Source organism: Arthrobacter sp. UYEF21 (assembly GCF_040546085.1).
Classification (GTDB): domain Bacteria; phylum Actinomycetota; class Actinomycetes; order Actinomycetales; family Micrococcaceae; genus Arthrobacter.
On sequence record NZ_JBEPNF010000004.1, the window covers coordinates 110,827 to 134,495 of the forward strand.

Sequence of the window (23,669 nt, forward strand, 5' to 3'; positions counted from 1 at the left end):
GGCTTAAGAGTGTGGATTAGGGCTGTGTGGAGAGGACCAGGCGTGCGGCGCCCACCATGGCCGCCGTGTTGCCGAGTTTAGCCGGGAGCACGGGAAGTCCGGCCAAGGCAGGCAGGAGTTCGGCGCGGAGGGCGCGTTCCATGGGACGCCACCAGGGGGCGCCGGCGTCGGACAGCCCGCCGGAAACAACCACCACCTCCGGGTCCAGGATGTTGGCGAGGCCGCCCACTGCCTGCCCGGCCGCGCCCGCGCCGATACCCACAGCCTTGATGGCGATGGCGTCGCTCGCGCCAGCGAGGGCAAACACGCTGCGGGCGTCGGGCGCTGGTGCCTGGCCGCCCAGTCGCACGTACGTCTCACGGATGGCGGGCCCGGAAGCGATGGCCTCGACGTGCCCGGCACCGCCGCAGACGCAGGGCACCGCCGCGCCCTCGTGGAATGCGTACGGCGAGGCAAAGTGGCCCACGTGGCCGCCCACATAACGGTGCCCCAGGACCGGGTGCCCGTCGAGCACAAAACTGCCCCCGACGCCGGTGCCAAAGGCCACCAGCAGTGAGCTTGCCGTCCCGGCAGCGGCACCCGCCCACGCCTCACCGAGGGCATGCGCATGGACATCGTTCACGGCCTGAACAGCCTCCGGGACCAGCCCCAGCCGCGCAGCCAGCCCGGCCGTCAGTTCCGTGCCGGCCCAGCCGAGGATCGCGTCCGTAGCCGAAACCACCACCCCGCGCCCGGCATCAATAACACCGGCAGAACCAACGCCAACGCCGCTTATCTCCAGGCCCTCTGCTTGAGCCCGAACAACAAGTGCAGAAACCAGCGCAGCCGTGGCATCGAGGATCGCCTCGCCCCCGGCGCGGTTCCGTGTAGGAATGGTCTCCGAAAACAGCACCTCGCCGTCCCCCGAAACAACCCCGGCAGCAGTTTTAGTGCCGCCAAGGTCAACGCCCATCGCGTACTGCATTACTTGTCCCATTTTCGTTGTGGATTGAGCGCGGCGAGGTGCGTACCGAGCACGGCTAACCAAACCAGGGCTGACCGGATGACGACTAACTCAGACCAGCCCGTTGCGTTCGAGGATTACCTTGATTGCCTTGGTCTCGTCGTCGTTCAGTGCCGGCATCGGCACGCTCATGGTGTTGGATTCGATGATGCCCATGACCTGGAGGGCGGTCTTGAAGGCGCCCAGGCCCGCTGCGCCGCCGGAGACGCGGCCGTTGGGGGTGTAGACGATCTCGAAGAGGTCCGCGAGACGGTCCTGTTCGGCGGCGGCCTTGGCCCAGTCGCCGGCCTGGGCGGCGTCGAAGAGGTTGCGGTAGCCGCGCGGGTCAACGTTGCCGAGGCCGGGGACTACGCCCTGGGCGCCGCCCAGGAGGGCGCCGTCCACTACCACTTCGTGGCCGGTGAAGATGTCGAAGTTGGGGATGTCCCTGGCAGCCAACACCAGCTGGCGGAAGGACACGTCGTCGCCGGAGGAGTCCTTGACACCGGCGATCACGCCTTCCTTGCCGAGACGGACCAGGAGGTCGGTGGGGAGCTTGAAGTGGGTGCGGACGGGGACGTCGTAGGCGAAGATCGGCTTGTCGACGGCGGCGTGGACGTTGCGGAAATGGGTCTCGGTTTCCGCTGCGTTGCCGATGGCGTAGTACATGGAGGTGACCACGATGGCGTCCGCGCCGAGGTCGATGACCTTCTTGGCTTCCTCGATCACACGGTTGGTGGTCTGTTCATTGGCGCCCACGATCAGCGGCACGGCGCCAGCGTTGGCCTCTGCGATGGTGCTGACCACCAGCTCACGTTCGGCGTTGGTCATGTAGGGGACCTCGGCCGAGGAGCCCAGGACAAAAAGTCCGGACACTCCGCCGTCGAGCAGGTGCTTGGTGACGTTCTTCAGCGAGGCAGTGTCGATGCTGCCGTCGGCGTGGCGGGGGGTGACGACGGGCGGGATGACGCCCTGGAACTGAGTGGACACGTGAATTCTCCGTTGGTTGGTGCTGATGAGGGGGAAAACTAGATGTGGAGCAGGCTCGGGGCGGCGCCCAGCAGCTTCTTGGTGTAGTCGTTGGTGGGGCTGTCGAAGACCTGCGCGGCGGTGCCCTGTTCGACGATCTTGCCGAAGTACATGACGCAGATGCGGTCTGAGACGTAGCGGACGGTCTGGATGTCATGCGAGATGAAAACCATGCCGAGGTTTAGCTGGGTCTTCAGGTCAGAGAGCAGGTTCAGCACCTGGGCGCGGACGGAGACGTCAAGGGCCGACGTCGGTTCGTCCGCCACGATGAGGTCCGGGTCCAGGGCCAGGGCGCGGGCGATCGCCACACGCTGGCGCTGGCCGCCGGAAACCTGCGACGGCGTGACCTCGGCTGCGGACTGCGGCAGGCCTACCAGGGCCAGCAGTTCCTTGACCTTCGCGGCACGCGTCGCCGCGGTGCCGATGCCGTGGATCTGCAGGGGGTCGGTGAGGATGTCCTGGATGGTCATGCGCGGGTTCAACGCCGTGGCCGGGTCCTGGAAGACCACCGACACGGACCGGCCGAACTCCTTGCGCATGTGTGCGTTCCGCTTGATGGCGGGCTTGCCGTGGAAGAGCACCTCGCCCGACGTCGGCGTCTGCAGTCCAACGAGCACGGAGGCGAGCGTGGACTTGCCGCAGCCGGACTCTCCCACGATGCCCACGGTTTCGCCGCGGCTGATGGTGAAGTCGACGCCGTCCACCGCTTTGACGATGTTCGGGCGGAAGAGCCCGCCGCCACGTGCGTGGTGGTAGACCTTGACGTCCTTGAGCTCGATGACCGGCTTTGAGTCTGGTTGCATTGAGTGACTCACTTTGCATCCTCCTTCAGGTGGCTCGCCCAGTAGTGGTCAGCGTCCCCGCCGCTGGCGGACGAAACAGAGGTCAGGACCAGTTCCTGGTTGGGGTCGGCGTCGGGCCGCAGTGAGCGCGGGGCGAAGCGGTCGCCTGAGGCGAAGTCGCGCGGGGACGGGACGGTGCCGGGGATCTGGTGCAGGCGGACGGCGTCGGCCTCGATGGACAGGACAGCGCCGAGCAGGCCGCGGGTGTACTCGTGCTTCGGGTTCTGCAGCAGCTCCGAAGCCTCTGCGGATTCCACCACCTGGCCCGCGTACATGACCGTGATTCGGTGGGCCAGGGAAGCCACCAGGGCGAGGTCATGGCTGACGAAGACCATGGCGAAGCCGAGCTGTTCGCGCAGTTCGTTGAGCAGGTCCACCACCTGCTTCTGGACGGTGACGTCCAGGGCGGTGGTGGGCTCGTCGGCAACCACAATCTTCGGCGAACGGGACAGGGCCATGGCGATCAGGACGCGCTGGCGCTGGCCGCCGGAGAGCTCGTGCGGGTAGCTGGCGAGCGTCCGGACGGGATCGAGCTTGACCAGTTCCAGCAGCTCGGTGGGGGTCTTGCGGCCGCCGCGCTTGGTCAGCTGCTCCATCTGGTCCTTGATCTTCATGGACGGGTTCAGGGAGCTCAGGGCGTCCTGGTAGACCATGGCGATCTGCTGGCCGCGCAGGCCCTCGTAGGCCTTGATGCTGCTGTGGCTGGTGGCCGGATCCAGCAGTTCCTTGCCGTCGAACCTGATGGACCCGGTGACCTGCGCCGTTTTGGGCAGCAGGCCCATGACCGCGAGGGACGTGATGGACTTGCCGCAGCCGGATTCGCCCACCAGGCCCATGGTTTCGCCTTCGCGGACCGTGAAGGAGACGTTGTCCACAATGGCGGTGTCGCCGAAGCGGCCCGGGAAGCGGATGGACAGGTTCCTGACCTCCAGGACGTTGCGCGCGCCGGCCGGTACCTGGGGGAGGCGGTCGGTGCGCCGGGCCTCGATCGCGGAGAGCAGTTCCAGTTCCCTGTCCAGCAGCAGGTGCGGGTTCGCCGCTGCCAGCTTCGGGTCGGAGAGGATGGCCGCCTCGTTGTAGTGCTCCTCGGTGAGGACGTCGCCGTAGGCGGCGCGCACGCCGTCGAGCTCGTGCTCTTCCACCACTGACGGCTGGGCCACGGACGTCCCGATCTGGGTGTCGACGCCGGCCCCCACCGCTGCGCCGGCAACAACAGCCGACGCGCCGTCGTCGTCCTTTACTACAGGTGCCTTGCGCAGTTTCGGGTTCACCATGGCGTCGGTGAGGCCCTCGGCGAGGATGTTCAGGGAGAGTACGGTGAGCAGTATGGTCACACCGGCGAAGGTGGTGGCCCACCAGCCGCCGGACAGGACCAGGTTGCGGCCGTAGGAGATCACGTTGCCCCATGACGGTGCGGGGTCCTGGACGCCGGCGCCGAGGAAGGACAGCGAGGCTTCGAGGATGATGGCGTCGGCCACCATGACCGTGGCGAACACCAGCACGGGGGCTGCAGTGTTGCGGACGATGTGCTTGAGCAGGATGTAGAAGCGGCCTGCGCCGATCACACGCTCGGCGCGGACGTAGTCTTCGCCGTATTGGGAGAGCACGTTGGCGCGGACCACGCGGGCCAGCTGCGGGGTGTAGATGATGGCGATCGCGATAATGATGGTGGGAACGGAGTTGCCGAACGCGGCCAGCAGCACTGCGGCCAGGGCAATGCCCGGGAACGCCATCAGGATGTCCATCAGGCGCATGATCAGTTCGTTGACTGCCTTGCTGGACGTGGCGGCGAAGGAGCCCAGCAGGGCGCCTGCCAGGATGGCCAGGATGACGGCGCCGAGGCCGATCATCAGCGAGGACTGCGCACCGAAGAGAATGCGGGAGAAGATGTCACGGCCCAGGCGGTCGGTGCCGAAGAGGTTCTCGGCGCCGGGCGGGGTGGCCGGGATGAAGGTCTCCAGCGGATCGTGCGGGGCGATGACCGGAGCGAAGACGGCCGCGAGGACGATCATGATGAGGAAGAGGAGGGCGATGCGGGAGCCCCAAGGCAGGGCCTTAAAACGGAGGCCCGGGGCACTCAGCCGTTCAGCAAGCTTGCTACGCATGAGCTATACCGTCCTGATTCGGGGGTTGATGAGCAAGTACAGGAGGTCCACCACAATGTTGACCAGAACGAAGGTGACGGAGATGGTGAGCACCACGCCCTGGACCAGGTTGACGTCCAGGTTGGTGATGCCGTTGAGGATCAGCTGGCCCATGCCGGGCAGGGCGAAAATCATTTCGATGACGACGGCGCCGCCGAGGAGGTAGCCCACTCGAAGTCCCAGCACGGTGACCGGGGTGACCAGGGCGTTCCGCAGGACGTTCTTGGACACCACCTCGCGGTAGGGGACACCGTTGCCGATGGCGGTGCGGACGTAGTCGCGGTCCAGTTCCTCCACCATCGAGGTGCGGACCACGCGGATCAGCGAGGCGGAGACCGGGATGCCCAAGGCCAGGGCCGGGAGGGCCATCGAGTTGAGCCAGCCGCCGAAGCCGGATTCCGGCGTCGCGATTCCCCCGGAGGGGAACAGGGGGCTGGCGCCGAGGGCGAACCACTGGATCAGCAGGATGCCGAGCCAGAACGACGGCGTGGCGATCGCGGCGATCGAGAAAACGCGGACCAGCTGGTCCTGCCATTTGTCGCGGTAGAGGGCGCCGAGGATGCCGAAGGTCAGGGACAGGACGATTGCGATCAGCACGCCCAGGAAGGTCAGCTGCAGCGTCAGGGGGAACGCGGAGCCGATCATGGAAGCCACCGACTTTGCCGGCGGCGTGGTGACGCCGAGGTCCAGCTGCAGCAGCTTGCCGAGGAAGCTGAAGTACTGGATGACCAGCGGGTCGTTCAGGCCGTTTTCCTGGCGGTACTGCTGCTTCGCTTCGTCGCTGGCGCCGTCGCCGAGGGCGGAGCTTGCCTGGTCGCCGGGAGCGGCCTGCAGGACAAGGAAGACGAGCAGGGTGATGCCCAGGATCATCAATGGCAGTGCTGCGAGTCTGCGGCCAAGCAGACGCAATATCGTGACCAATTTGTTCTCCGGTTTGATTGGTTGTGCCGCGGGGGCCGCGTCACGGGGTGGTGCTTCTCAGCCCAGAGGGGCCATGGCCAGCAGGCCACAGCCCCTCTGCTGCGTCGAGTTGGTGATGCCGTTCCCGGGAAGCCCCGGGTGATGCGCTGGTTCTCAGCGCAGCTTAGGCGGTGCGGCCGACGTCGATGAACGACATGCCGGTAGTGGGCAGCGGCTTGAAGCCGTTGAGCTTCTTGTCGTCCCAGGCGGAGGGCAGCTGGCGGTGGAAGATCGGGTACAGGGGAAGTTCCTCGGAGACGAGGTCCACAATTTCGCCGGTGATCTTCTTGGCGTCTGCTGTGGCAGCCTGCGAACCCTTGTTCATCAGTTCCTGCAGCTTGGCACGCTCCGGAGCGGTCCAGTAGGCGCGCTTTTCCATCCAGGTGGCGCCCGAGTAGAACCAGCTCAGGAGCAGGTCCGCGTCGTTGCCGAAGACTGAGGGGTCGCCCGGGGCCGCGACCACTGAGTAGTCGCCGGCGCCAACACGGTCGGAGTACAGCGCGCCGGACTGGATGCTCTTGACGGAGACCTTGACGCCCGGGATCTTGTTCCAGGACTCGAGGATCAGCGGCGCAACGTCCTTGACCCAGGCGGTGTCCGTGGTGAGCAGTTCAAATTCGAGACTGGTGACGCCGGCTTCCTTGAGCAGGTCTTCAGCCTTCTTGGCGTCGTAGCCGTACACGTTCTTGGCCTTGACGTAGTCCGGGTGGCCTTCCTGGAAGTAGGAGCTGGCGGCCTTGGCGTTGCCGAACAGGGCCTTCTTGATGATGGCTTCCTTGTCCAGGCCATAGTGCAGGGCCTGGCGGACCAGCTTGTTGTTGAACGGCGCCTTGTTGCAGTTGAACATGAGGAACATCAGGCCGAAGGACTGGACGGACTCAACTTTGACCTTGGACTTCAGGCCGTCGATGTCCAGGTAGGGGACGTCCTCGATGGCCTGGACACGGCCGGACTGGACGGCCGTGACGCGGGCAGCGGCATCCGAGAGCAGGAGCCAGGTCATGCCCTTGGCCAGTGCCGGCTTGGGGCCGTTGTAGTCGGCGAATGCCTCGAACACGATCTTGTCGTCCTTGGCGGCGGAGATGAGTTTGTAGGGGCCGGTGCCGACGGGCTTGGCGTCGAAGGCTTTGAGGTCCGTGGCCAAGGCCTTGGGGACGACCTTGACCACAGAGATGCGGGGGCCGAAGCCGGGGAAGGCGTACTTGAGGGTGAACTCAACCGTCTTGGCATCAACGGGCTTGACGTCCTGGATGAACGGGATGAACTGCGAGAACAGGGACTTGTTCGCCGGATCCATCACGCGGGTGAAGGAGAAGGCGACGTCTTCGGTGGTGACAGGGGTACCGTCATGGAACTTGGCACCCTCGCGGATGGTCACCTGGTAGGTGGTGTCGTTGACCTTCTTGGGGTCCGATGCCGCCAGCGCGTTGTACGGCACACGGGTGGCCGGGTGCAGCTCGATGAGGCCTTCGAAGATGTGCAGGTTGGCGGCCATCGGGGTGGCGCCGGAGGAGCTCAGAGGGTCGAAGCCGGTGGAGAGAGCGTAGGAGATGCCCGCTTCGATGGTGAGGTCTTTGTTGACTGCCGCAGCGCTCGCTGAGCTGCCGGTGGTGGTAGCTGCAGGGCTGCCGCACGCGGCGACAGAGGCGGTGAAGGCTGCAGCAGCGCCCATGGCGCCGGTCAGCTTGAGGAAGTTCCGGCGGCTGGCGTCATTGACCAGCGGCAGGTTCTTGGTGATGTTGTTCATGAGGGCCTCGCCATTCCAGAAGGTTTATCGGATGTAGGACGTCCGAGCTCGTATGTCGACTGTAAGCGTCATCACAGCTTCACGTCAAGCTCCAGTTGTCCGACGCTCTCTCACTTCCGGCAGGGGTTCCCCGGACGCAGTCTCACCTTCGCAGGATTCTGCGGGACGCTCTCTCACTCAGGCGCGCTGACGCCTCCGGTGCGGGTATCAAACCTGAAAGCACGACGGCGGCGCACGGCAGTGCCGCCACATTCGGCGGTCACGTCGAACGCCACGTCCGCGTGGCCCTGGGCCACGTCCGCCTCGGTGACGGTGTAGCCGGGGGTGAAGTAGAGGACTTCCTCGCCGGGTCCAAGGTCCCCGGCGGGGAAGGCGTCTGAGCCGGGGCCGGACAGCCGGACCGCGGTCACCGGCAAGGATCCGTCGTTGCGCGCCCTGCCGGTGAAGGCGAGGATGTCGCCGGCCTTGTAGCCGGGAATGATCGGGCCGTAATTCAGGTCCTGTGCCTCCCGTGTGCCGATGACCTGCGCCGCTTCGGCCGAGTAGCCCTGGCCGATTTCCTTCCATGTGTGCACCCCCCAGTCCTCCCCGCCGGACTGCATGACGTGGAACTCGCCGGCGTTCTGCCAGGCCGCCGGGCGGCCGGGGGTGATGGAGCGCAGTTCCATGTCGAACACGAGCTCGGGACCGCCGTCGGAGGTCAGTCCCGTGCCGCCGGGCCCGCGCGGGGCGTTCTCGACGCCGGCGAGACAGGCGGTGAGCTGCCCCGCGGGCACAGAAATAAACACAATCTCCCGGTACCCCTGGCGCTCGTAGAGGACGCCGACGTTGCCGTCGGGGAGCCGGGCGGCCGTCGAATAGGCCGAGCTGCCCGGGCACAGGACCAGCTTCGCGGGCCAGCTGCGCCCGTTGTCAGTAGAGAGGCTCAGGACGATGTTTCGCCGCAGGGCTGTGTCGTGGTTGTTGGTGGCCAGCAGCCATGAGCCGGTGGCTTCCTCTGCGAGGGAATCGACGGACGGAAGGCCGTCAAAGCGGACCAGGGAGCCGTTGTCGCCCGGGTCTGGGAGGTCCTCGACGGGGAGCAGTGCGCTCCAGGTGGCGCCGCCGTCGTCGGACGTTGCAGCGAGCCGGCGCGGAGTGCCGCGGCTGTGGAGGAGAAGCCGGCCGTCCTGAAGCGCAGCCACTTTGTTTTCGTTGGGGCTCAAGCCATGGGTCGCTGCGCCGATCAGCTCGCCGAGAGTCCAGCTCTCGCCGTGGTCATCGCTGTAGGCGGACGCGGCCATGATCTCGCCGCCGGCCAGGACCACGTACTGCTGCACCAGGCGGCCGCGGAAAGGCCCGGTGTGGATCTGGATGCCCTGGCCTGCCGCGGCGAAGATCCCGGTGATGGGCGGTTCGCCGGCATGTGTGGGCGGCCGGAGCTTGAGCTGGGCGGTGATCCGGCGGTGCTGCCAGGTCATGCCGTCGTCGTCAGAGAAGCTGAGATCGCAGTGCTGGACTTGGTCATCGGGCTCCAGCTGGGCCACGGCCTCGAAAAAACCCGCCCGCGTTCCGGCGGCATGGAACATGAAAATGCGGCCGGTATCCACGTCCACCAGCAGGCTCGGGTCGCCGTAACCGTTGAGGCCGCCGTCGCTCCGCACCACCTGCTGCGCGCCCCAGGTCCGACCGTTATCCGTGCTGCGCCGGAGCAGCAGGTCGATCGGGTTGGGGAGGTCATCGAGGTTGGGGCGCCCGTCGTAGGCGGCCAGCACGGTGCCCTGCCGCGAGACGGCGAGTGCGGGAATCCTGTATTGGCGGTAACCGCCGGTTCCCCGGAGGGCAAGCACGTGTTCGACGTCGGGGGTAGCCATCAACAGCAGGACATGGGATGTCATATCTCCATGGTAGGCGACGGGCAGTAAATCTGCGTGGCGGGGCCGCTTCTCTGGCAGAGTATGACCATGCTCACTGTTATTGGCGAGGGCCTTGTTGACGTTGTCCAGCGCGCCTCCGGAATCGAAGCCCACGTGGGAGGCAGCCCCCTCAACGTCGCGGTGGGGCTGGCGCGCCTGGACCACCCGGTGCAGTTCATCGGGCGCTACGGCCGCGATGCCTACGGCGACTCCGTTGCAGCGCACCTGCGTGCCAGTTCGGTGATGCTGCCGCAGGGGCCGGACGAGTTGCCTACCAGCGTGGCCACCGCCCTGATTGACGACGACGGCGGAGCCACCTATACGTTCGACCTCACCTGGGAGCTTCCCCACCTGGCCGACCGGCTCGCCTTTATGCTGCAGGGCACCACCCTGCTGCACACCGGATCGATTGCCACGATGCTGGCGCCGGGTGCGACGGCGGTGCTCGCCGCCGTCGAATATGCCCACCCGTCCGCCACGATCAGTTTCGATCCCAACTGCCGCCCCAGCATCATCACCGATGCGGACTACGCGCGGCGGCAGGCGGAAAAGTTCGCGTCGCTGGCGGATGTTGTTAAGGCTTCGGATCAGGACCTGGCCTGGCTGTATCCCGGCGTGGATCCACTGGACTCCGCCCGCCGCTGGCTGTCCCTGGGCGGTGCGGTGGGGCCTGCGATGGTGGTGGTCACCCGCGGTGCGGCCGGTCCGTGGGGGATTACGGCCGCGGGCGAGGTGGAATGTCCGGCACCCGAGGTGGAGGTGGCGGACACCGTGGGCGCGGGGGATTCGTTTATGGCGGCGCTGCTCTCCGGGATTGTGGACCGCGGCCTGGACGGTGCGCAGAACCGCGGGGAACTGCGTGAGCTGCCGGCTGAAGGCCTTGCTGAACTCCTGGCCCACGCCTCCCGTGCGGCCGCCATTACCGTTTCACGGCCTGGCGCCAACCCGCCCACCCGTGCGGAACTGAACGCCGTGCCGGAGGAGTAGGCGGGGGCGTTGGTCCCACGACGCCGGGTCCGTGGGTAGCCACGTCAAAAAACGTCTCCGGGAGACTCCAGGCAGCCGCTCGCCGAGGCGCAGCGCGGATGAGCGATGCCGGCTGCCCCACGTAGACTGGCAGCATGCGGCTGGTGGCAAGTGACATTGACGGAACGATCCTGGGGCACGATGGAAAGATCAGTGACCGCACCATCCGCGCGTTCCACGCCTGCCGGGACGCCGGCATTGAGCTCGTTTTTGTCACCGGCCGTCCGCCGCGCTGGCTCCACCCGCTGGAGGAGCAACTGGGCCACACCGGCACGGTCATCTGCTCCAACGGCGCCGTGGTCTGGGACCTCGAAACGGACCGCCTGGTCTCCGCCCGGACGTTGAGCATTGATGCCGTGCGGGAAGTCCGGCGGATCGTCAAAGACCTTCGCCCGTCCGCGCTCTTCGCGGCGGAAACCCTTACGGGGTTCCACCTGGAGCCGGGCTTCATCGAGAACGGTTCCAGCGAGCTGCTGGCCGAATTCACCCCCGCGCCGCTGACTGAGACGCTCACCGCGGACGACGCCGTCGTGAAGTTCCTCGCGATCGTCCGGGAGGGCACTCCGGACGACTTCCTCGCTGCCGTCCGGCCCGCCGTCGCGCACCTCGCGTACGCAACGCACTCCGCGCCCAGCGTGGCCATGCTGGAACTGTCCCTTCCGGGTGTCAACAAGGCCGTCACCCTCGCTGAGTACGCCAAGTCCCTGGCGATCGAGGCAGCCGACGTCGTGGCATTCGGGGACATGCCCAACGACGTGGAGATGCTCCGCTGGGCAGGGAACGGCTACGCCATGGCCAGCGGCCACCCGGACGCCATCCGCGCAGCCGGGCAGCAGGCGCCCCATTTTGACGACGACGGCGTGGCCCAGGTTCTCGAGGCAAGGCTCGCAGCGCTGGGGGTCGAGCTGGCCTGACCGGGCTCCCGCAGCCAGGATTCACAGCTTCCGCTCACCTGGCGTTAACTTTCGCCCCCTAGTGTGGGTCGCGAATAGGCGCATTCGCAGCTTGAGGGGAAGTCATGGCAAGGAACGGCAACCAACGTACGGCCGATGAGCCGCTGCGCCCGGCGGAGCCGGCGGCGCACTGGAGTGCACTGAAAAAGGGCGACCGCGTGCGCGTCTCGCTCACCCCCGGTTACGAAACCGGCGGGCTGGTGGACGCCATCACTTTGGACCACACCGCCGTGTGGGTGGATCTCGACAACGGGCTGGGCCGCACGCTGCTGCATTGCAGCGATGATGTGGAGATTGTGCCGCAGGAGGCATAACGGGCCGGTTCCGGTACGCTCGCAGCGTGACCTGGCCGTTCTTTGACACTTCCGGCGATGCTTCGCGTCCCGCCCGCCCCATCGCCATGGCCCACCGCGGATTCTCGCAGGATGGGCTGGAAAACTCCATGGCCGCGTTCCGCGCCGCCGTCGACTACGGGTTCCAATACGTCGAAACGGATGTCCACACCACATCCGACGGCGTGCTGCTGCTTTTCCACGACGACACACTGGACCGGGTTTCCGACGGCCGTGGCCGGATTTCCGAGCTGACTGCCGCCGAGGTGGCAGCCGCGCCCATCGGCGGGCGCGAACCCGTGCCGCTGTTCGACGAACTGCTCACGGCATTCCCCGATGTGCGGGTGAACGTGGACGTCAAAGACTGGAACTCCGTGCGCCCCCTGGCCGCCGGCATCGAACGGCACGGGGCGCATGACCGGGTCCTGGTGGCCAGTTTTTCAGACCGCCGACGCCGGGCGGTGCTGAAGCTGCTGAGCCGGCCGGTCGCGTCGTCGGCGGGGGTGGTGACGAACGGGCTGGTTGTCCTGCTCGGCCCCCTGCTTCCTGTTGCCTGGCTGCGCTTTGTGCTCCGGATCCCGCTGCGCGACGTCCAGGCGCTGCAGGTTCCTGTCCGGCAGGGGGCGCTCCGGGTGGTGACGCCGGGCTTCATCCGGCGCGCCCACACCCTGGGACTGGTGGTCCATGTGTGGACCATTAACGAGCCCGCCGAGATGCAACGGCTGCTGGACCTCGGCGTGGACGGGATCGTGACGGACCGGGCGGATCTGCTCAAGCAGGTACTCCAGGAACGCGGCGAGTGGCCCGGCAGCTGACCGGCGCTGGCTTGCGGAATCGCACCGGCCCGAGAAGGACGCCGCGGCGAAGGACTCCGCAGACTTGGCCAACCGGACCCGCGTAGGGGAACACTACCGGCCTGGAGCGGGGCGGTGGAGTGCCGACCGGAGAAGCGTGGCGAAGCCTGTCAGCGCCGTTCAGCGCCGCCAGGCCCAGGGAAGGCGTGACCGGCGTCAGTGGTGAGGTGCCGGAGTTCGGTGGCGTCGAGGGGGGTGTTCCAGGATTCCCAATCCTTCGGCCGCACAGACGGCCGGCCGAGCAGGTAGCCCTGGCCGGCGCTGAAACCCAACTCCGTCAGGACCCTGAGCTCTTCGGTGGTTTCAACGCCTTCCGCCACCAGAACGGTGCCGAGCTGCGTCGCGAAGTCCACCATGCATGCGGCAACAGCCCGCTGGGAGCCATCACTGTCCACTCCGCTGATCACGCTTCTGCCGAGCTTAATGAAGTCCGGGCGCAGGTGCAGCATCCGGCTCAGCGTGCCGGCGGTGGAGTGCGAATCATCGATTGCAATACGCAACCCGCGTTCCCGCAGCGGAGTAACGGCGGAAATAAAATGCGAGTATTCTTCGTCAGGAATTCCATCCGTCAATTCGAGCACAATCCGGTCTATGGGCAACTCGATGTGGTCAAACAATTCGGGCAGGCGCGGATCGAGGCACGAGGTGGGGGAGATGTTCATGGCGACATAAAGGTGTGCCGGAAGGTTCGCGGCGGCCGATGCTGCGGAACCGAGTGCCGAGAATTCCAGGTTGGCGCCGAGGCCAACAGCAGCAGCTTCCGCGAACCAGAGTTCCGCGCCGGCGCCGTCGTCGCTCACAAAACGCGACAGCGCCTCGACGCCCACCACAGTCTTGGAGTCGAGTGCAAAGATCGGCTGGAAAGCCGTCATCAGCATCTGATTCTCCAGCAGCGCGCTGATCCGTGACAGGCTCCGCAGCGAATCCAACCGCTCGGCCACCTGCGGCGGCATGGCGTTCAGCGGCTGAATGGAGCGGGCTGTGTCAAGGGCGCCCCCCTGAACGGCGTCCTGCTGCCGGCGTTCCAGGAGGTATTCCAGCAAGGCCCGCTCCGGGACGCCGGGGTTTTCGCCCAAGCGGTCGCTAAGGCGCTGGCGAATGGCTGCCGCGGCAGGATCCGGATCCGCCAATACCGCAGCGATAACTCCCCATGCTTGCACCCGAACAGTCATCATCCACGCCCCCCATTGACGAAGTAATGGCCCGATGGCCGTTCAATTTTCAAATTTCCAGACGCCTTCGGAGTTCGCTACTTCTGCTTTAGGCCGGTCCCCTGGCCGCGGAGAAGAGTCACCGCAACTAGATCGTATATCGGGACCGCCCAAAAGCGCATCCCTTCAACGATTAACCACTATTGCTTTGCGCCGAACTTTTGGCCAGCAGACCGGGAATTTGTTCAGGCGGAACCGGCTTGCTGAAGTAGTACCCCTGCGCGCTCAGGCAGCCGAGGCTCCGCAGATGCTCGGCTTGCTCCGCGGTTTCCACACCTTCCCACACAGCTTCCAGCCCGCAGGCCCGCACGAGCTGCAGGACCGCAGCCACCAGGGGTGACTGGCTGGGGTCGGTGCCCAGGCCTTCGATCAGGGAGCGGTCCACCTTGACCCGGTCCACGGGGAGCCGGCGAAGGTAGCTGATGGAGGAGTAGCCCGTCCCGAAATCGTCGATCTCGATGCCGACCCCAAGCCCCCGGAGCCCGCCCAACGAGTACCGGTCCAGTTCGTTGCCCTTGACGATGGCCACTTCCGTCAGTTCCAGGACAACCTGCTCGGGCCGGACGCCCGTTTCCTTGAGCACGCCCCGTACGTCTTCAATGAACTGCAGGCTCTGCAGGTCAGAGGCGGAGATGTTGATCCGGACGGAGAACGTACTGTCAACCAGCGCGTCGTCAATCCAGCGCCGGAGCTGGCCCACCGCCGTCGTGAGCACCCACAGGCCAAGCTCGGAGATCAGCCCGGCGTCCTCGGCCAGGGGAATGAACTCGTCCGGCATGACGAGCCCGCGCGTGGGGTGCTGCCAACGGACCAGGGCCTCCACGCCTTCAATCCGCCCGGTATCCAGCTCAATCACGGGCTGGTAATGCAGCAACAGCCCCTCGCCCTTGACCGCGGTCCGGAGGTCATCGAGCAGCTGGCTGCGGAGCCTGCGAACCAGCAGAAGACCGGGCTCGAACACGTGGAGCCGGTTCTGGCCCTCGGCCTTGGAGGCGTACATGGCAACGTCGGCCTGCATCAGCAAGTCCGCCGCCGACCGCCCCGCCTCCCCAATGCTGAGTCCTATGCTCGCCCCGCAGCGGATGGTCCGGTCGGGCAGCTCGATCGCTTCCTTCAGGGCGGCCAGGATGCGTTGACCTACGACGGCGGCCTGGTCCGGGCCCGTGGCAGGCATAACGACGGCGAACTCGTCCCCGCCCAGCCGGGCAACAACATCGGTGCCGCGGACCGCACCGCGGATACGCTTCGCGACGGTGCTCAGCACCTTGTCCCCGGCGGCATGGCCCAGAGTGTCGTTGATGGACTTGAAGGCGTCAAGGTCCAGGAGCAGGATGACGGGCTGGCCGGCGGCGTCGTCCTGGGCAGATTTGATTGCGGCCAGGAGCGCCGACCGGTTGGCGAGGCCGGTGAGGGGGTCCTGCATGGCCATTTTCTGCATTTCGCGGTGGGCTTCGTGGAGGAGCTGGGTGCGGTCCTCAACCCGCTGTTCAAGTTCCTCATAAATGATCTCCAGGTCCTCGGCGAGGAGGTTGGTGCCCATGATGATGGCGTCGAGTTCGTCGCGGGCGGGCGAGACCTCAATCCGGGACTGCAGGTCGCCGGAGGCAAGCCGGACGATGCCCTCCAAAAGTTGGGACAGCCTGGGGTCATTGTCGGCGAACAAGGGGACCTCCTCTCCGGGTTTAGGGATTCTGCTGAGCATGGGTGTCGAGCGGGAGCTTTACCGTGACCGTGGTGCCCAAGCCCAGCTCAGACGCCACCTCGATGCGGCCGCAGTGGCGATCGACAATGTCCTGCGTGATGGCCAGCCCCAGGCCGGTGCCGGGTACCGCCCCGGACATGGCGTTGGAGGCACGGTAGAACCGGGTAAAGATGTGGGCTATCTCGTCCTCGGAGATCCCCATCCCGGTGTCCGAGACGCTGACGGTGGCCCAGTTTGTGCCGTCGGTTTCGGTATCCAAAACGCTGGCCACGTCGATCCTTCCTCCGCCTGGAGTGAACTTGATGGCGTTGGAGACCAGGTTGGTAAAGACCTGCTGCAGCTGGACTTCGTCCGCCATGATTTCGGGGTCGTCGGCAACGGGGGCCAGCACCATGCTGACGTTCTGCAGCTTTGCCAGCGGCGTGAGTGCGGCAATGACAATCTGCAGCGTCCGCGCCAGCCGGACAGGTGTCAGCTGCTGGGGAGTCAGCTCGTGCCCGTTGCGGGAAACGCTCAGCATGTCTTCGATCAGCAGGCGCAGCCGCTCGGTATTCCGGACCACGATGTCCAGCATCTGGTGGACCTCGATGGACACCGGATCGGAGGTATTTTCCTGGATCATGTCCAGATACGCCATGATCGAGGTCAGCGGAGTACGAAGCTCATGGTTGACGGTGGCCAGGAAGTCGGTCTTGGCTTTGTCCAGCTGCCGGAGTTGTTTGACCACCTGCTGCTGGCTGGTGATCAGGTGGCTCTGGATCAGGCCGTGGGCGGCGTTGCCGGCCACGTGCTGGATCAGGCCGAGCTCTGCCCGCGACCATTCCCGTGGGGAGTCCAGCTGCGCAATCCAGATGATGCCCAGCGACGAACTTCCCTCGCCCATCGGGACGGCCACGGACGCGGCCGCGCCGAGGGCGGCGAGTTCGGCCGGCAGCTCGGCGTCACCCGTTCCGCCCTGCACGATGGCCCCGTCCGCCGTCAGGGACTCTGCCCGCGCCCAGAGGAGATCCGCTGCCGCGCGGGCCTCGTCCGGGTACGCGAACAGGGTCTCAGGCAGGGGAGCGAGTTTGGACCGGTGCCACTGCGCGGTGATGGGTGGCACCCGGTAATCGTCAAACGTGGTGAGCCAGACACGGTCGGCGCCCAAGGTCTCACCAAACCCCTTCACCACAAAGTCGGAGATCAGCTGGGGATCGTTTGTTCCGCGAATGGCCGCCGAGACCTGCCGCAGCCTTTCGCGCAGCGACTCCGCCTCCTGGCGTGCCTCTGTCCGGCGTGAAACCAGGTTGATCAGAGCGGTGGCACGGTGGACCACTTCCTTGGCCGCCGGCGGCTTGGCGATGCAGTCCCGCACGCCGGCATGCTCCACGGCTTTGACCTCGGCCGGGCTGTCCAGATCCACGAGTACCAGCACGGGAGCAGACGCGTCGATGTCCGAAAGTGAGCTGTCCAGCACAAGGACGGAGGGCTCGCTGCCCTCAAGAAGGGCTGAGAGGCCCGGGGCGCTCCCGGCAGCCCGGACCATAAAGCCCGCCGCTTCGAGGGTTGCGGTGGTGAATTCCCGGCGTCCCGCGTCGGGATCCGCCACGACGGCCAGGTACGGCACGGTTGCGACGTGTGGCGTGTCCGCTGGCAACCTGTCCCCCTCGCTGCTGATGAGCACCCGTTCGGTCCTGAATGAGTACATTGTAGGGTGACGGGGCACAGCGGGTCCGTTTATAAATGCGCGGAGGGTAATAGTGACGAGTCAGCCTGCAGAGGGTGCCATGGCGGATCTCACGCTGGATGGGCAGGGTGTCATCCAGCTGAGGTGGCCGCGTGCGGTGTCCATCTCCGAGGCCGACGCCGAAGCCGCCATGCGCGGCGTCAACGAAATGTGCGGCGACAGCCGGCATCCGATGTTGGTGGATATGGCCACCACGGCCCAGGTCAGCCGCGGCGCCCGCGCTGTTTTCGGCCGGCCCTGCCAGGCGTCCCGAATCGCGCTGCTGGGGGCATCGCCCGTTGACAAAGTCCTGGCCAATTTCATCCTGGGAATCAACAGGCTGCCCTGCCCCACCCGTTTTTTTACGTCCCGGGACGAGGCCATGGCCTGGTTGTTGAAGGACCAGCCAGCCGGGGCCTGACCCACCCGTTGCCCTTCCGACACCGTCGCCAGGCGGCCGGGGACCTATATTTGAACGGTGTCCTCCCCATTGAAACCGATGCGCTCCACCTGGCGGAAGTATCTGATCCTGCCCAAGCTCATCAGCCTGTCCCGTTCTGCACCCAAAGACCGGGTGCTTGCCTGGGACAGGTACTGGGCGGGCATCGCCAGCACCGGTGCCCGGAGCGAAGTGCTGTGGGACTCCGGCTCGGACCACGAACTGCAGGGCTACCGCGACATCCTGGCCCGGCACTTCGATCCCCAGCTCCCAGTGGTGGATGTGGGGTGCGGTCACGGCGGCTTCAGCCGGGCCCTCGCCGCGTTTTCACCGCAGGTCATCGGGGTGGATGTCTCTGACCATGCAGTGGCCCGCGCACAGGACGAATCCGCAGGGATCAGCAACGTCCAGTACATCGCGCGCGACATGACCCTGCCCGGCGCGGGTGCAGGGCTGGCGGGATCGACGGACGCCAATGTGTTCGTCCGCGGCGTGCTCCACGTTCTGGACGCCGCCGATCAGGCCGCGCTGATGGACAACCTCCGGCAGGTGGTGGGTGAGCGCGGCACGGTCTTCCTGGCGGAGACGAACTACCCCGGAAACCCGGTGGAATACGTCTCGCACCTGGGCGCCTCGCTCCGGAAGATCCCGGCCCCGCTGGAGCTGGCCATCCGAAAACTGCCCATGCCCGGACACTTCGGGCCGGAGGAACTTGCCCGCGTGATGCCGGCGGACCAGTGGACGCTCGTGGAAGATGGGCCTGCGACCATCGAAACCAACCCACTGATGGACGCTGACGGGGACAGCAGGATCCCGGGCTACTTCGCGGTGCTCAAGGCCAAAGCCCCCAGCCGGTAGGCCGCTGTCCGCATGCCGGGATCAGGCAAGCGCTTTCCGGCGGCGGACTGGCATGATGGGCGGCATGCGTATTCTCATCGCTCCGGACAAGTTCAAAGGCTCCCTCACCGCCGCCGAGGCCGCTGCCGCCATCGCAGAAGGGGCGCTGCGGGTCTACCCGGATGCCGTCGCCAACCAGTTTCCGATCGCCGACGGCGGTGAGGGAACGCTGGAGGCGGCCGTGTCTGCGGGCTACGAGGAGCGGCTAAACGCGGTAGTTGGGCCCATCCTTAAGCCCGTTGGTGCGGCCTGGGCCGTCCGGAAAAATGCCGACGGCGGCGCTACCGCCATTATTGAAACCGCCCAGGCCTCGGGCCTGGCGCAGATGGAGCCCACGCCGGCCAATGCCCTGCGGGCCCACAGCTACGGCTGCGGACAGCTGATTGCCGCGGCCCTCGACGCCGGCGCCACCGAGATTGTGCTGGGCCTGGGCGGATCGGCCATGACCGACGGCGGCAGTGGCGCCCTGCGTGCACTGGGACTTAAACCGCTGGACCGGGCCGGGAACGTAGTCCCGTTGGGCGGCGGATCGCTGGCCGATGTGGTGGCCCTGGATGCCTCCGGCCTGAATCCCCGCCTGTCCACAGTCAGGTTCCGGATCGCGGTGGACGTGCAGAACCCGCTCGTCGGCACCAGCGGTGCCGCCCATGTTTTCGGCCCCCAGAAGGGAGCCGACGAAGAAGCGGTAGAACTGCTCGACGCCGGCCTCCGCAACTGGGCGTCCCTCCTGCGTGAAGCCACCGGCCGGGACGTTAACATCCCGGGCGCCGGGGCGGCGGGTGGATTCCCTGCGTCGTTCCTTGCCTTCACGAACGCGCGGCTGGAAGGCGGATTTGCGCTGGTTGCGGCGCTCACCGGCCTGGCCGGCCAACTGGACAATGCGGACCTGGTGATCACCGGCGAAGGGTCCATGGACTCCCAGTCGCTGACCGGCAAAGCCCCCATCGCGCTCGCCGATGCTGCCCGGGAACGGGGCATCCCGGTGATCGTGGTGGCCGGCCGGATCCTGGTCACCCCTGAAGACCTCGCCGGGCACGGTGTAGTAGCCGCTGCCCAACTCCTCGACGTGGCGGCAAGCCCGGAAGACGCCGTCGCGAATGCCGCAAAATACCTGACCTGGGCCACCAGCCAGGTTCTGGAGGGCGCCTGACGCCGGCCCTCCGCAACTGCGGAAGGCCGCTCAGGCACCGGTCTCGTAGTGCGGGTCGGCTAACGGTTCGGACTCCGGTGACCCCTTTTCGCAGAGATAAACGGAGGCGCCCACCAGGACGGCCACCGCGAGGAATTCGCTTTGCCAGTTCTGGAAGGATTCGAACCAGAAACGGCTGGTGGCCAGATATCCCAGCACCGTGACGGTGGGCTGGCCATGGCTCTGCTGCTCGTCGTTGTACGCCGAGGCTCCGCCGGCTGCGTGCAGGCTGAAGGAGGCCGCGAACAGCAGCACAAGGAGGATGGACAGCGAGTGTTCGTAGAGCTTGAGCACCAGCCTGCCCCGCTTGACCGGCCACGGTGCGGCGTCCTTGATGGTGGCATCGCGTGGATCCTGGTCCTGCGGGGCGGCCTTGCCCATGGGTTTGGACTCGGAAGAGCCTTAGGCCGCCGCGCCGGAGAGGATCATTCCACCGTAAAACGCCAGGAACGGTCCGGCATTGGCCAGCAGCGGCCGTGTTCCCTGGGCTATTTGCGCGTATCCCCTCCTTCGCTCGATGTGCCCCGCTCTTGTCTTGGGCGGTGGCTTCCGGTTACCGTTCCTGGGCGCGGCGGTTCAGACGCAACGGGACGTAGATCATCAGTACCGGCAGGATGGCCAGCAGGATGCCGCCGGCCGTCAGGCCTGCAGACCGGCCCGCCGACACATCAAAGACGAGTGCCGCTGTCCCCACGCTGAGCATTCCCACTCCGGCCAGCGCGATCTTTGTGATGGAGTCCGCGCTTGATACCAGCGTCTCCTTGAGGCGTTGGCGGAACAGCCGGCGGTGGACGCTCACGGGAAGCAGGATGAAGGCGGTGGTGAGGGTGGCGATGACCACGTTGACGAGGTAGAGGGTGACCTGGAAATCGTCCAGTTCCTCGAACCGCTGCTGGAACGGGAGCGTGAGGAGGAAGCCCGCCAGGATCTGGACCCCCGTCTGCAGGACCCTGAGTTCCTGCAGGAGCTCAGCCCAGTTCCGGTCCAGCTGTTCTTCGCGGGTTTCGTTCCGGCCTGTGTTGCCGGTGAAATCCTCCACTTCCGACATTGCTTCTCCTCGTTCACAGGGGCGCGGCGGCCATCCTGAGTGCTCCAAAGCTGGGCCGACGTTGCGCCAAGTTCAACAATTGGTAAGTTTACTGATTATTTGTGCCGAACGGTGGACTTGCTCCTCCGGGCGGGATAGTTTCGAAGGGCCGGTGACGCGTGAGCCCTTTGAAGCCGAATGAAGAGGTGGACTTTGAGCGATAAACAGAAGCAGCCAGAGCTGTCCGCAGACCCCCGGGTCAGCTACCATTCAGGCGGCTTCCCGAAGCAGGAGCAGGAGCAGCCAGGCCTGACGGCGCCCATGGATCCCAAGCCGGACCATGGGGAACTCAGCTACGAAGGGCATGGCGCCCTGGAAGGTAAGGCGGCGCTGATCACGGGCGGAGACTCGGGGATCGGAAAGGCTGCCGCAATTGCCTTCGCCCGCGAGGGGGCCGACGTCGCAATCTCCTACCTTCCGGAAGAGCAGGAAGACGCCCTGGACACCGCAGAGTGGATCCGCAAAGCGGGCCAGCGGGCACTGCTTCTGCCCGGCGACGGACGGGAAGAGGAATTCAGCGCGCGGATCGTGGAGGACGCCGTGGCTGAGTTAGGCGGCCTGGACGTGGTGGTACTTAACGCGGCCTACCAGAAAAACCGGGACAGCCTCGAGTCCCTTTCCACCGAGGAGTTCGACAGGGTCTTCAAAACCAACCTTTACTCCCTGCTCTGGACGGCGCGGGCAGCGGTTCCCCATCTGAAGGCCGGTGCATCGATCATCACCACGGCCTCCATCCAGGCGTTCAACCCGTCCCCTGGGCTGATTGACTACGCCATGACCAAGGCGGCGCAGGTAGCGTTCACCAAGGCATTGGCCCAGGAGTTGGGGCCCAAGGGAATCCGGGTCAACGCGGTGGCTCCCGGCCCCATCTGGACGCCGCTGATTCCCGCAACCGAGTGGCCGGACAAACTCCCCACGTTCGGCCAGGACACGCCGCTCCAGCGGGCCGGCCAGCCAGCTGAGCTTGCGGCCGCCTATGTTCTGCTGGCTTCCAACCAGGGGTCCTATATTTCGGGAGCGGTGCTGCCGGTCACCGGTGGCAAAGGTCTCTGAAACACTTGCACGTCAGATTCACCCACATCCACAACAGGAGGAACCATGAGTCAGGAGAACCAGGGCACGGAACCGGCAGAGGAAGTGGGCGGCTACGGCACGCCGACGGTGGAGCAGGAGATGGGCGGTGCGGACAACAAGCAGTTTGCGCAGCCCCGCGACGAAGAAGACTTTGACGCCGCTGGCCTGAACCAGGACAGCCCCGACCTCGAATCATTCGCCACGGGTACTACCAAGCTCAGCCACTTCGACGAGGAGGATAAGGACAGTGCCGGCGAGCCCGGGGCTGGCCGGTTCGGCGGTACGGATGACCAGCACCATGCCGAAGCCGACTCGAATGATCCCGGGTTTGAACCAGGCGAGCCGCCCGTGCCGCCTGATGCGGAGGTTCCCTCCGCAGAGGCTGAAATCGACGGGTCCAATGCGGATTCACAAGGCTCGGAGCCGTTCTCGTCGGAGTCGGGCCCGGACGCGTCCGGCCTGCCGGACGGCAGCGGCAATGACCTGCCCAAAGAGAAGTCGCCGAACGACGACGCGGAAAGTTTCGACGCCGGCTGACCTCGGGTGCGGGCCTTGCCTGCCCGGTGCCGGCCGAGCAAATTTGGTCACCGCGCTCTGAACTTACGGAGGGAAAGTGCCGTCCGGCCGCGCGCCGGGCGGCACTTTCCTGTCGTCGGCTCTTTTGTGGGCCCGGGACCATTTGGTGCACCAGATCCCACCCGTGAAGCCCCCTCCGGACGTATCCTAGAAGAGGTTTTGCAGTGGGCCACGCGTTCCGAATTTAGGCGTGGATCATGGCCGCGGCAACCCCCGGGGGGCCGGGCTGGGAATCGCTTCCCGACCCCCAGGATGTAGTGTTCGACAGCACGGCTGTCGAGGACTTCCTTGATGCAGTCACCCACGAGTTCATGCGCGACATCCACGGCGACCTCCGCGGTATCAGTTGGGCGGTCACGTTTTTCCGCCCGGGGGCGGCCCGCACCGCCGCCGCGGCCCGCACCGCCGCCGCAGGCAGCGCCGCAGCCCGGGCCGCAGACGAAGAACAGTGCTCGTTCGCGGATGGACCCGTGCTGGAATCCCTGCGCGCCGGCGACTTTGTACATCTGGCCGACGTCGCCCGCGACCGCCGGTGGCCAGGGTATGCCAGCGTTGCCGCGGACCACGGCGTCAGGTCGCTGCTGTCCATCCCGATTACGGCAGGGACCGCCTGGAGCGCCGCGCTGAGCCTCTACGCGTCCACGCCCCACGCCTTCACCAGTGACGACATCCTCAAGACGCGCCGGTATGCGCGGCAGGCGGGCAGAACCCTCCGCATGGTGGTGCGCGTGGCCGAACGGTCCGAGGCGGGCGCGCAACTGGCGGTGGCCCAAAGTTCCATGATGCTGATGGACCTGGCAGTCACCGTCCTCACGTCTGATTACGGGCTTGGCCACCAAGCGGCACGTCAGTACCTCCGGACCGTCGCACGGCATACCAACCAGGGGCTTCGCGAGACAGCCCTGAACATCGTTGCCGCTTCGCGTCCCGGCCCGGCGGAACCGGGCCAGGAAGATACCGGTTTCGGTGGACTCATCCCGGCTGAACAACGGCCGGAAAGAGGGACCCTACAAAACAGGGAGTAA

Annotated in this window: 22 protein-coding genes; 10 read left to right on the forward strand and 12 right to left on the reverse strand. The window is 66.2% G+C overall.

Annotated elements, in window-relative coordinates; translation table 11 throughout:
• Nucleotides 1-16: 16 nt before the first annotated feature.
• The 7 genes from ABIB27_RS06540 to ABIB27_RS06570 all read right to left on the reverse strand — a co-directional run bounded on the left by ABIB27_RS06540 (nt 17) and on the right by ABIB27_RS06570 (nt 9,581).
• Complete coding sequence (locus tag ABIB27_RS06540; protein WP_354215929.1) at nt 17-964, reverse strand: ROK family protein; 948 nt, start codon at nt 962-964, stop codon at nt 17-19.
• 90 nt (nt 965-1,054) lie between these two features.
• Complete coding sequence (locus tag ABIB27_RS06545; protein WP_354215928.1) at nt 1,055-1,972, reverse strand: dihydrodipicolinate synthase family protein; 918 nt, start codon at nt 1,970-1,972, stop codon at nt 1,055-1,057.
• A 38-nt stretch (nt 1,973-2,010) separates the two neighbouring features.
• Nucleotides 2,011-2,814: an ATP-binding cassette domain-containing protein gene (locus tag ABIB27_RS06550; RefSeq protein WP_354215958.1), complete on the reverse strand. Its 804-nt coding sequence runs from the start codon at nt 2,812-2,814 to the stop codon at nt 2,011-2,013.
• Between the two features lie 8 nt (nt 2,815-2,822).
• On the reverse strand, nt 2,823-4,958 hold the full coding sequence (locus ABIB27_RS06555) for a dipeptide/oligopeptide/nickel ABC transporter permease/ATP-binding protein (RefSeq protein ID WP_354215927.1): 2,136 nt from the start codon (nt 4,956-4,958) through the stop codon (nt 2,823-2,825).
• Nucleotides 4,959-4,961: 3 nt separating this feature from the next.
• Nucleotides 4,962-5,918 carry an ABC transporter permease gene (locus ABIB27_RS06560; protein WP_354215926.1) on the reverse strand — a complete coding sequence of 319 codons (957 nt, stop codon included), beginning with the start codon at nt 5,916-5,918 and terminating at the stop codon, nt 4,962-4,964.
• Between the two features lie 163 nt (nt 5,919-6,081).
• Nucleotides 6,082-7,704: an ABC transporter substrate-binding protein gene (locus ABIB27_RS06565; RefSeq protein WP_354215925.1), complete on the reverse strand. Its 1,623-nt coding sequence runs from the start codon at nt 7,702-7,704 to the stop codon at nt 6,082-6,084.
• 173 nt (nt 7,705-7,877) lie between these two features.
• Complete coding sequence (locus tag ABIB27_RS06570) at nt 7,878-9,581, reverse strand: sialidase family protein (protein WP_354253705.1); 1,704 nt, start codon at nt 9,579-9,581, stop codon at nt 7,878-7,880.
• Between the two features lie 66 nt (nt 9,582-9,647).
• Between ABIB27_RS06570 and ABIB27_RS06575 the strand changes: the two genes are divergently transcribed.
• The 4 genes from ABIB27_RS06575 (at nt 9,648) to ABIB27_RS06590 (ending at nt 12,725) form a co-directional block, all read left to right on the forward strand.
• Nucleotides 9,648-10,586 carry a carbohydrate kinase family protein gene (locus ABIB27_RS06575; RefSeq protein WP_354253706.1) on the forward strand — a complete coding sequence of 313 codons (939 nt, stop codon included), beginning with the start codon at nt 9,648-9,650 and terminating at the stop codon, nt 10,584-10,586.
• A gap of 134 nt (nt 10,587-10,720) precedes the next feature.
• Nucleotides 10,721-11,539, forward strand: a complete 819-nt coding sequence (locus ABIB27_RS06580; protein WP_354215922.1) for an HAD family hydrolase — start codon at nt 10,721-10,723, stop codon at nt 11,537-11,539.
• A gap of 104 nt (nt 11,540-11,643) precedes the next feature.
• Complete coding sequence (locus tag ABIB27_RS06585) at nt 11,644-11,892, forward strand: hypothetical protein (RefSeq protein WP_354215921.1); 249 nt, start codon at nt 11,644-11,646, stop codon at nt 11,890-11,892.
• Between the two features lie 26 nt (nt 11,893-11,918).
• Nucleotides 11,919-12,725: a glycerophosphodiester phosphodiesterase family protein gene (locus tag ABIB27_RS06590; protein ID WP_502909131.1), complete on the forward strand. Its 807-nt coding sequence runs from the start codon at nt 11,919-11,921 to the stop codon at nt 12,723-12,725.
• A 149-nt stretch (nt 12,726-12,874) separates the two neighbouring features.
• On the opposite strand, the gene ABIB27_RS06595 is transcribed toward ABIB27_RS06590, so the two are convergent.
• The 3 genes from ABIB27_RS06595 to ABIB27_RS06605 form a co-directional block, all read right to left on the reverse strand.
• Nucleotides 12,875-13,924: an EAL domain-containing protein gene (locus ABIB27_RS06595; protein WP_354215920.1), complete on the reverse strand. Its 1,050-nt coding sequence runs from the start codon at nt 13,922-13,924 to the stop codon at nt 12,875-12,877.
• 184 nt (nt 13,925-14,108) lie between these two features.
• Entirely contained in the window at nt 14,109-15,638 is a 1,530-nt protein-coding gene (locus ABIB27_RS06600) for a putative bifunctional diguanylate cyclase/phosphodiesterase (RefSeq protein WP_354253707.1), read from the reverse strand.
• A gap of 19 nt (nt 15,639-15,657) precedes the next feature.
• Nucleotides 15,658-17,340 carry an ATP-binding protein gene (locus ABIB27_RS06605; protein ID WP_354253708.1) on the reverse strand — a complete coding sequence of 561 codons (1,683 nt, stop codon included), beginning with the start codon at nt 17,338-17,340 and terminating at the stop codon, nt 15,658-15,660.
• 76 nt (nt 17,341-17,416) lie between these two features.
• Between ABIB27_RS06605 and ABIB27_RS06610 the strand changes: the two genes are divergently transcribed.
• From ABIB27_RS06610 to ABIB27_RS06620, 3 genes are all read left to right on the forward strand, one after another.
• A complete protein-coding gene (locus ABIB27_RS06610; protein WP_502909132.1) occupies nt 17,417-17,803 on the forward strand; it encodes a DUF7793 family protein in 387 nt (128 codons plus the stop codon).
• Between the two features lie 78 nt (nt 17,804-17,881).
• Nucleotides 17,882-18,679, forward strand: a complete 798-nt coding sequence (locus ABIB27_RS06615; protein ID WP_354215916.1) for a class I SAM-dependent methyltransferase — start codon at nt 17,882-17,884, stop codon at nt 18,677-18,679.
• A gap of 64 nt (nt 18,680-18,743) precedes the next feature.
• A complete protein-coding gene (locus tag ABIB27_RS06620; RefSeq protein WP_354253709.1) occupies nt 18,744-19,868 on the forward strand; it encodes a glycerate kinase in 1,125 nt (374 codons plus the stop codon).
• A gap of 30 nt (nt 19,869-19,898) precedes the next feature.
• Here ABIB27_RS06620 and ABIB27_RS06625 read toward each other — a convergent pair whose 3' ends face one another.
• Both ABIB27_RS06625 and ABIB27_RS06630 read right to left on the reverse strand, forming a co-directional pair.
• The gene (locus ABIB27_RS06625) at nt 19,899-20,288 is read right to left on the reverse strand and encodes a DUF6766 family protein (protein WP_354253710.1); all 390 of its coding nucleotides are present in this window, start codon (nt 20,286-20,288) and stop codon (nt 19,899-19,901) included.
• Between the two features lie 172 nt (nt 20,289-20,460).
• The gene (locus ABIB27_RS06630; RefSeq protein WP_354215913.1) at nt 20,461-20,955 is read right to left on the reverse strand and encodes a DUF6328 family protein; all 495 of its coding nucleotides are present in this window, start codon (nt 20,953-20,955) and stop codon (nt 20,461-20,463) included.
• 192 nt (nt 20,956-21,147) lie between these two features.
• On the opposite strand from ABIB27_RS06630, the gene ABIB27_RS06635 reads away from it, so the two are divergent.
• The 3 genes from ABIB27_RS06635 to ABIB27_RS06645 all read left to right on the forward strand — a co-directional run bounded on the left by ABIB27_RS06635 (nt 21,148) and on the right by ABIB27_RS06645 (nt 23,669).
• The gene (locus ABIB27_RS06635; protein WP_502909133.1) at nt 21,148-22,047 is read left to right on the forward strand and encodes an SDR family oxidoreductase; all 900 of its coding nucleotides are present in this window, start codon (nt 21,148-21,150) and stop codon (nt 22,045-22,047) included.
• Between the two features lie 45 nt (nt 22,048-22,092).
• The gene (locus ABIB27_RS06640; RefSeq protein ID WP_354253712.1) at nt 22,093-22,605 is read left to right on the forward strand and encodes a hypothetical protein; all 513 of its coding nucleotides are present in this window, start codon (nt 22,093-22,095) and stop codon (nt 22,603-22,605) included.
• A gap of 236 nt (nt 22,606-22,841) precedes the next feature.
• Nucleotides 22,842-23,669, forward strand: a complete 828-nt coding sequence (locus ABIB27_RS06645; protein WP_354215910.1) for a GAF domain-containing protein — start codon at nt 22,842-22,844, stop codon at nt 23,667-23,669.

What these genes read in the sequence shown, in the direction of transcription:
- ABIB27_RS06630 (WP_354215913.1), bottom strand. Translation starts at nt 20,955, where the DNA reads ATGTCGGAAGTGGAGGATTTCACCGGCAACACAGGCCGGAACGAAACC.
- ABIB27_RS06550 (WP_354215958.1), bottom strand. Translation starts at nt 2,814, where the DNA reads ATGCAACCAGACTCAAAGCCGGTCATCGAGCTCAAGGACGTCAAGGTC.
- ABIB27_RS06555 (WP_354215927.1), bottom strand. Translation starts at nt 4,958, where the DNA reads ATGCGTAGCAAGCTTGCTGAACGGCTGAGTGCCCCGGGCCTCCGTTTT.
- ABIB27_RS06575 (WP_354253706.1), top strand. Translation starts at nt 9,648, where the DNA reads ATGCTCACTGTTATTGGCGAGGGCCTTGTTGACGTTGTCCAGCGCGCC.
- ABIB27_RS06565 (WP_354215925.1), bottom strand. Translation starts at nt 7,704, where the DNA reads ATGAACAACATCACCAAGAACCTGCCGCTGGTCAATGACGCCAGCCGC.
- ABIB27_RS06620 (WP_354253709.1), top strand. Translation starts at nt 18,744, where the DNA reads ATGCGTATTCTCATCGCTCCGGACAAGTTCAAAGGCTCCCTCACCGCC.
- ABIB27_RS06640 (WP_354253712.1), top strand. Translation starts at nt 22,093, where the DNA reads ATGAGTCAGGAGAACCAGGGCACGGAACCGGCAGAGGAAGTGGGCGGC.
- ABIB27_RS06625 (WP_354253710.1), bottom strand. Translation starts at nt 20,288, where the DNA reads ATGGGCAAGGCCGCCCCGCAGGACCAGGATCCACGCGATGCCACCATC.
- ABIB27_RS06580 (WP_354215922.1), top strand. Translation starts at nt 10,721, where the DNA reads ATGCGGCTGGTGGCAAGTGACATTGACGGAACGATCCTGGGGCACGAT.
- ABIB27_RS06645 (WP_354215910.1), top strand. Translation starts at nt 22,842, where the DNA reads ATGGCCGCGGCAACCCCCGGGGGGCCGGGCTGGGAATCGCTTCCCGAC.
- ABIB27_RS06540 (WP_354215929.1), bottom strand. Translation starts at nt 964, where the DNA reads ATGCAGTACGCGATGGGCGTTGACCTTGGCGGCACTAAAACTGCTGCC.
- ABIB27_RS06570 (WP_354253705.1), bottom strand. Translation starts at nt 9,581, where the DNA reads ATGACATCCCATGTCCTGCTGTTGATGGCTACCCCCGACGTCGAACAC.
- ABIB27_RS06615 (WP_354215916.1), top strand. Translation starts at nt 17,882, where the DNA reads ATGCGCTCCACCTGGCGGAAGTATCTGATCCTGCCCAAGCTCATCAGC.
- ABIB27_RS06585 (WP_354215921.1), top strand. Translation starts at nt 11,644, where the DNA reads ATGGCAAGGAACGGCAACCAACGTACGGCCGATGAGCCGCTGCGCCCG.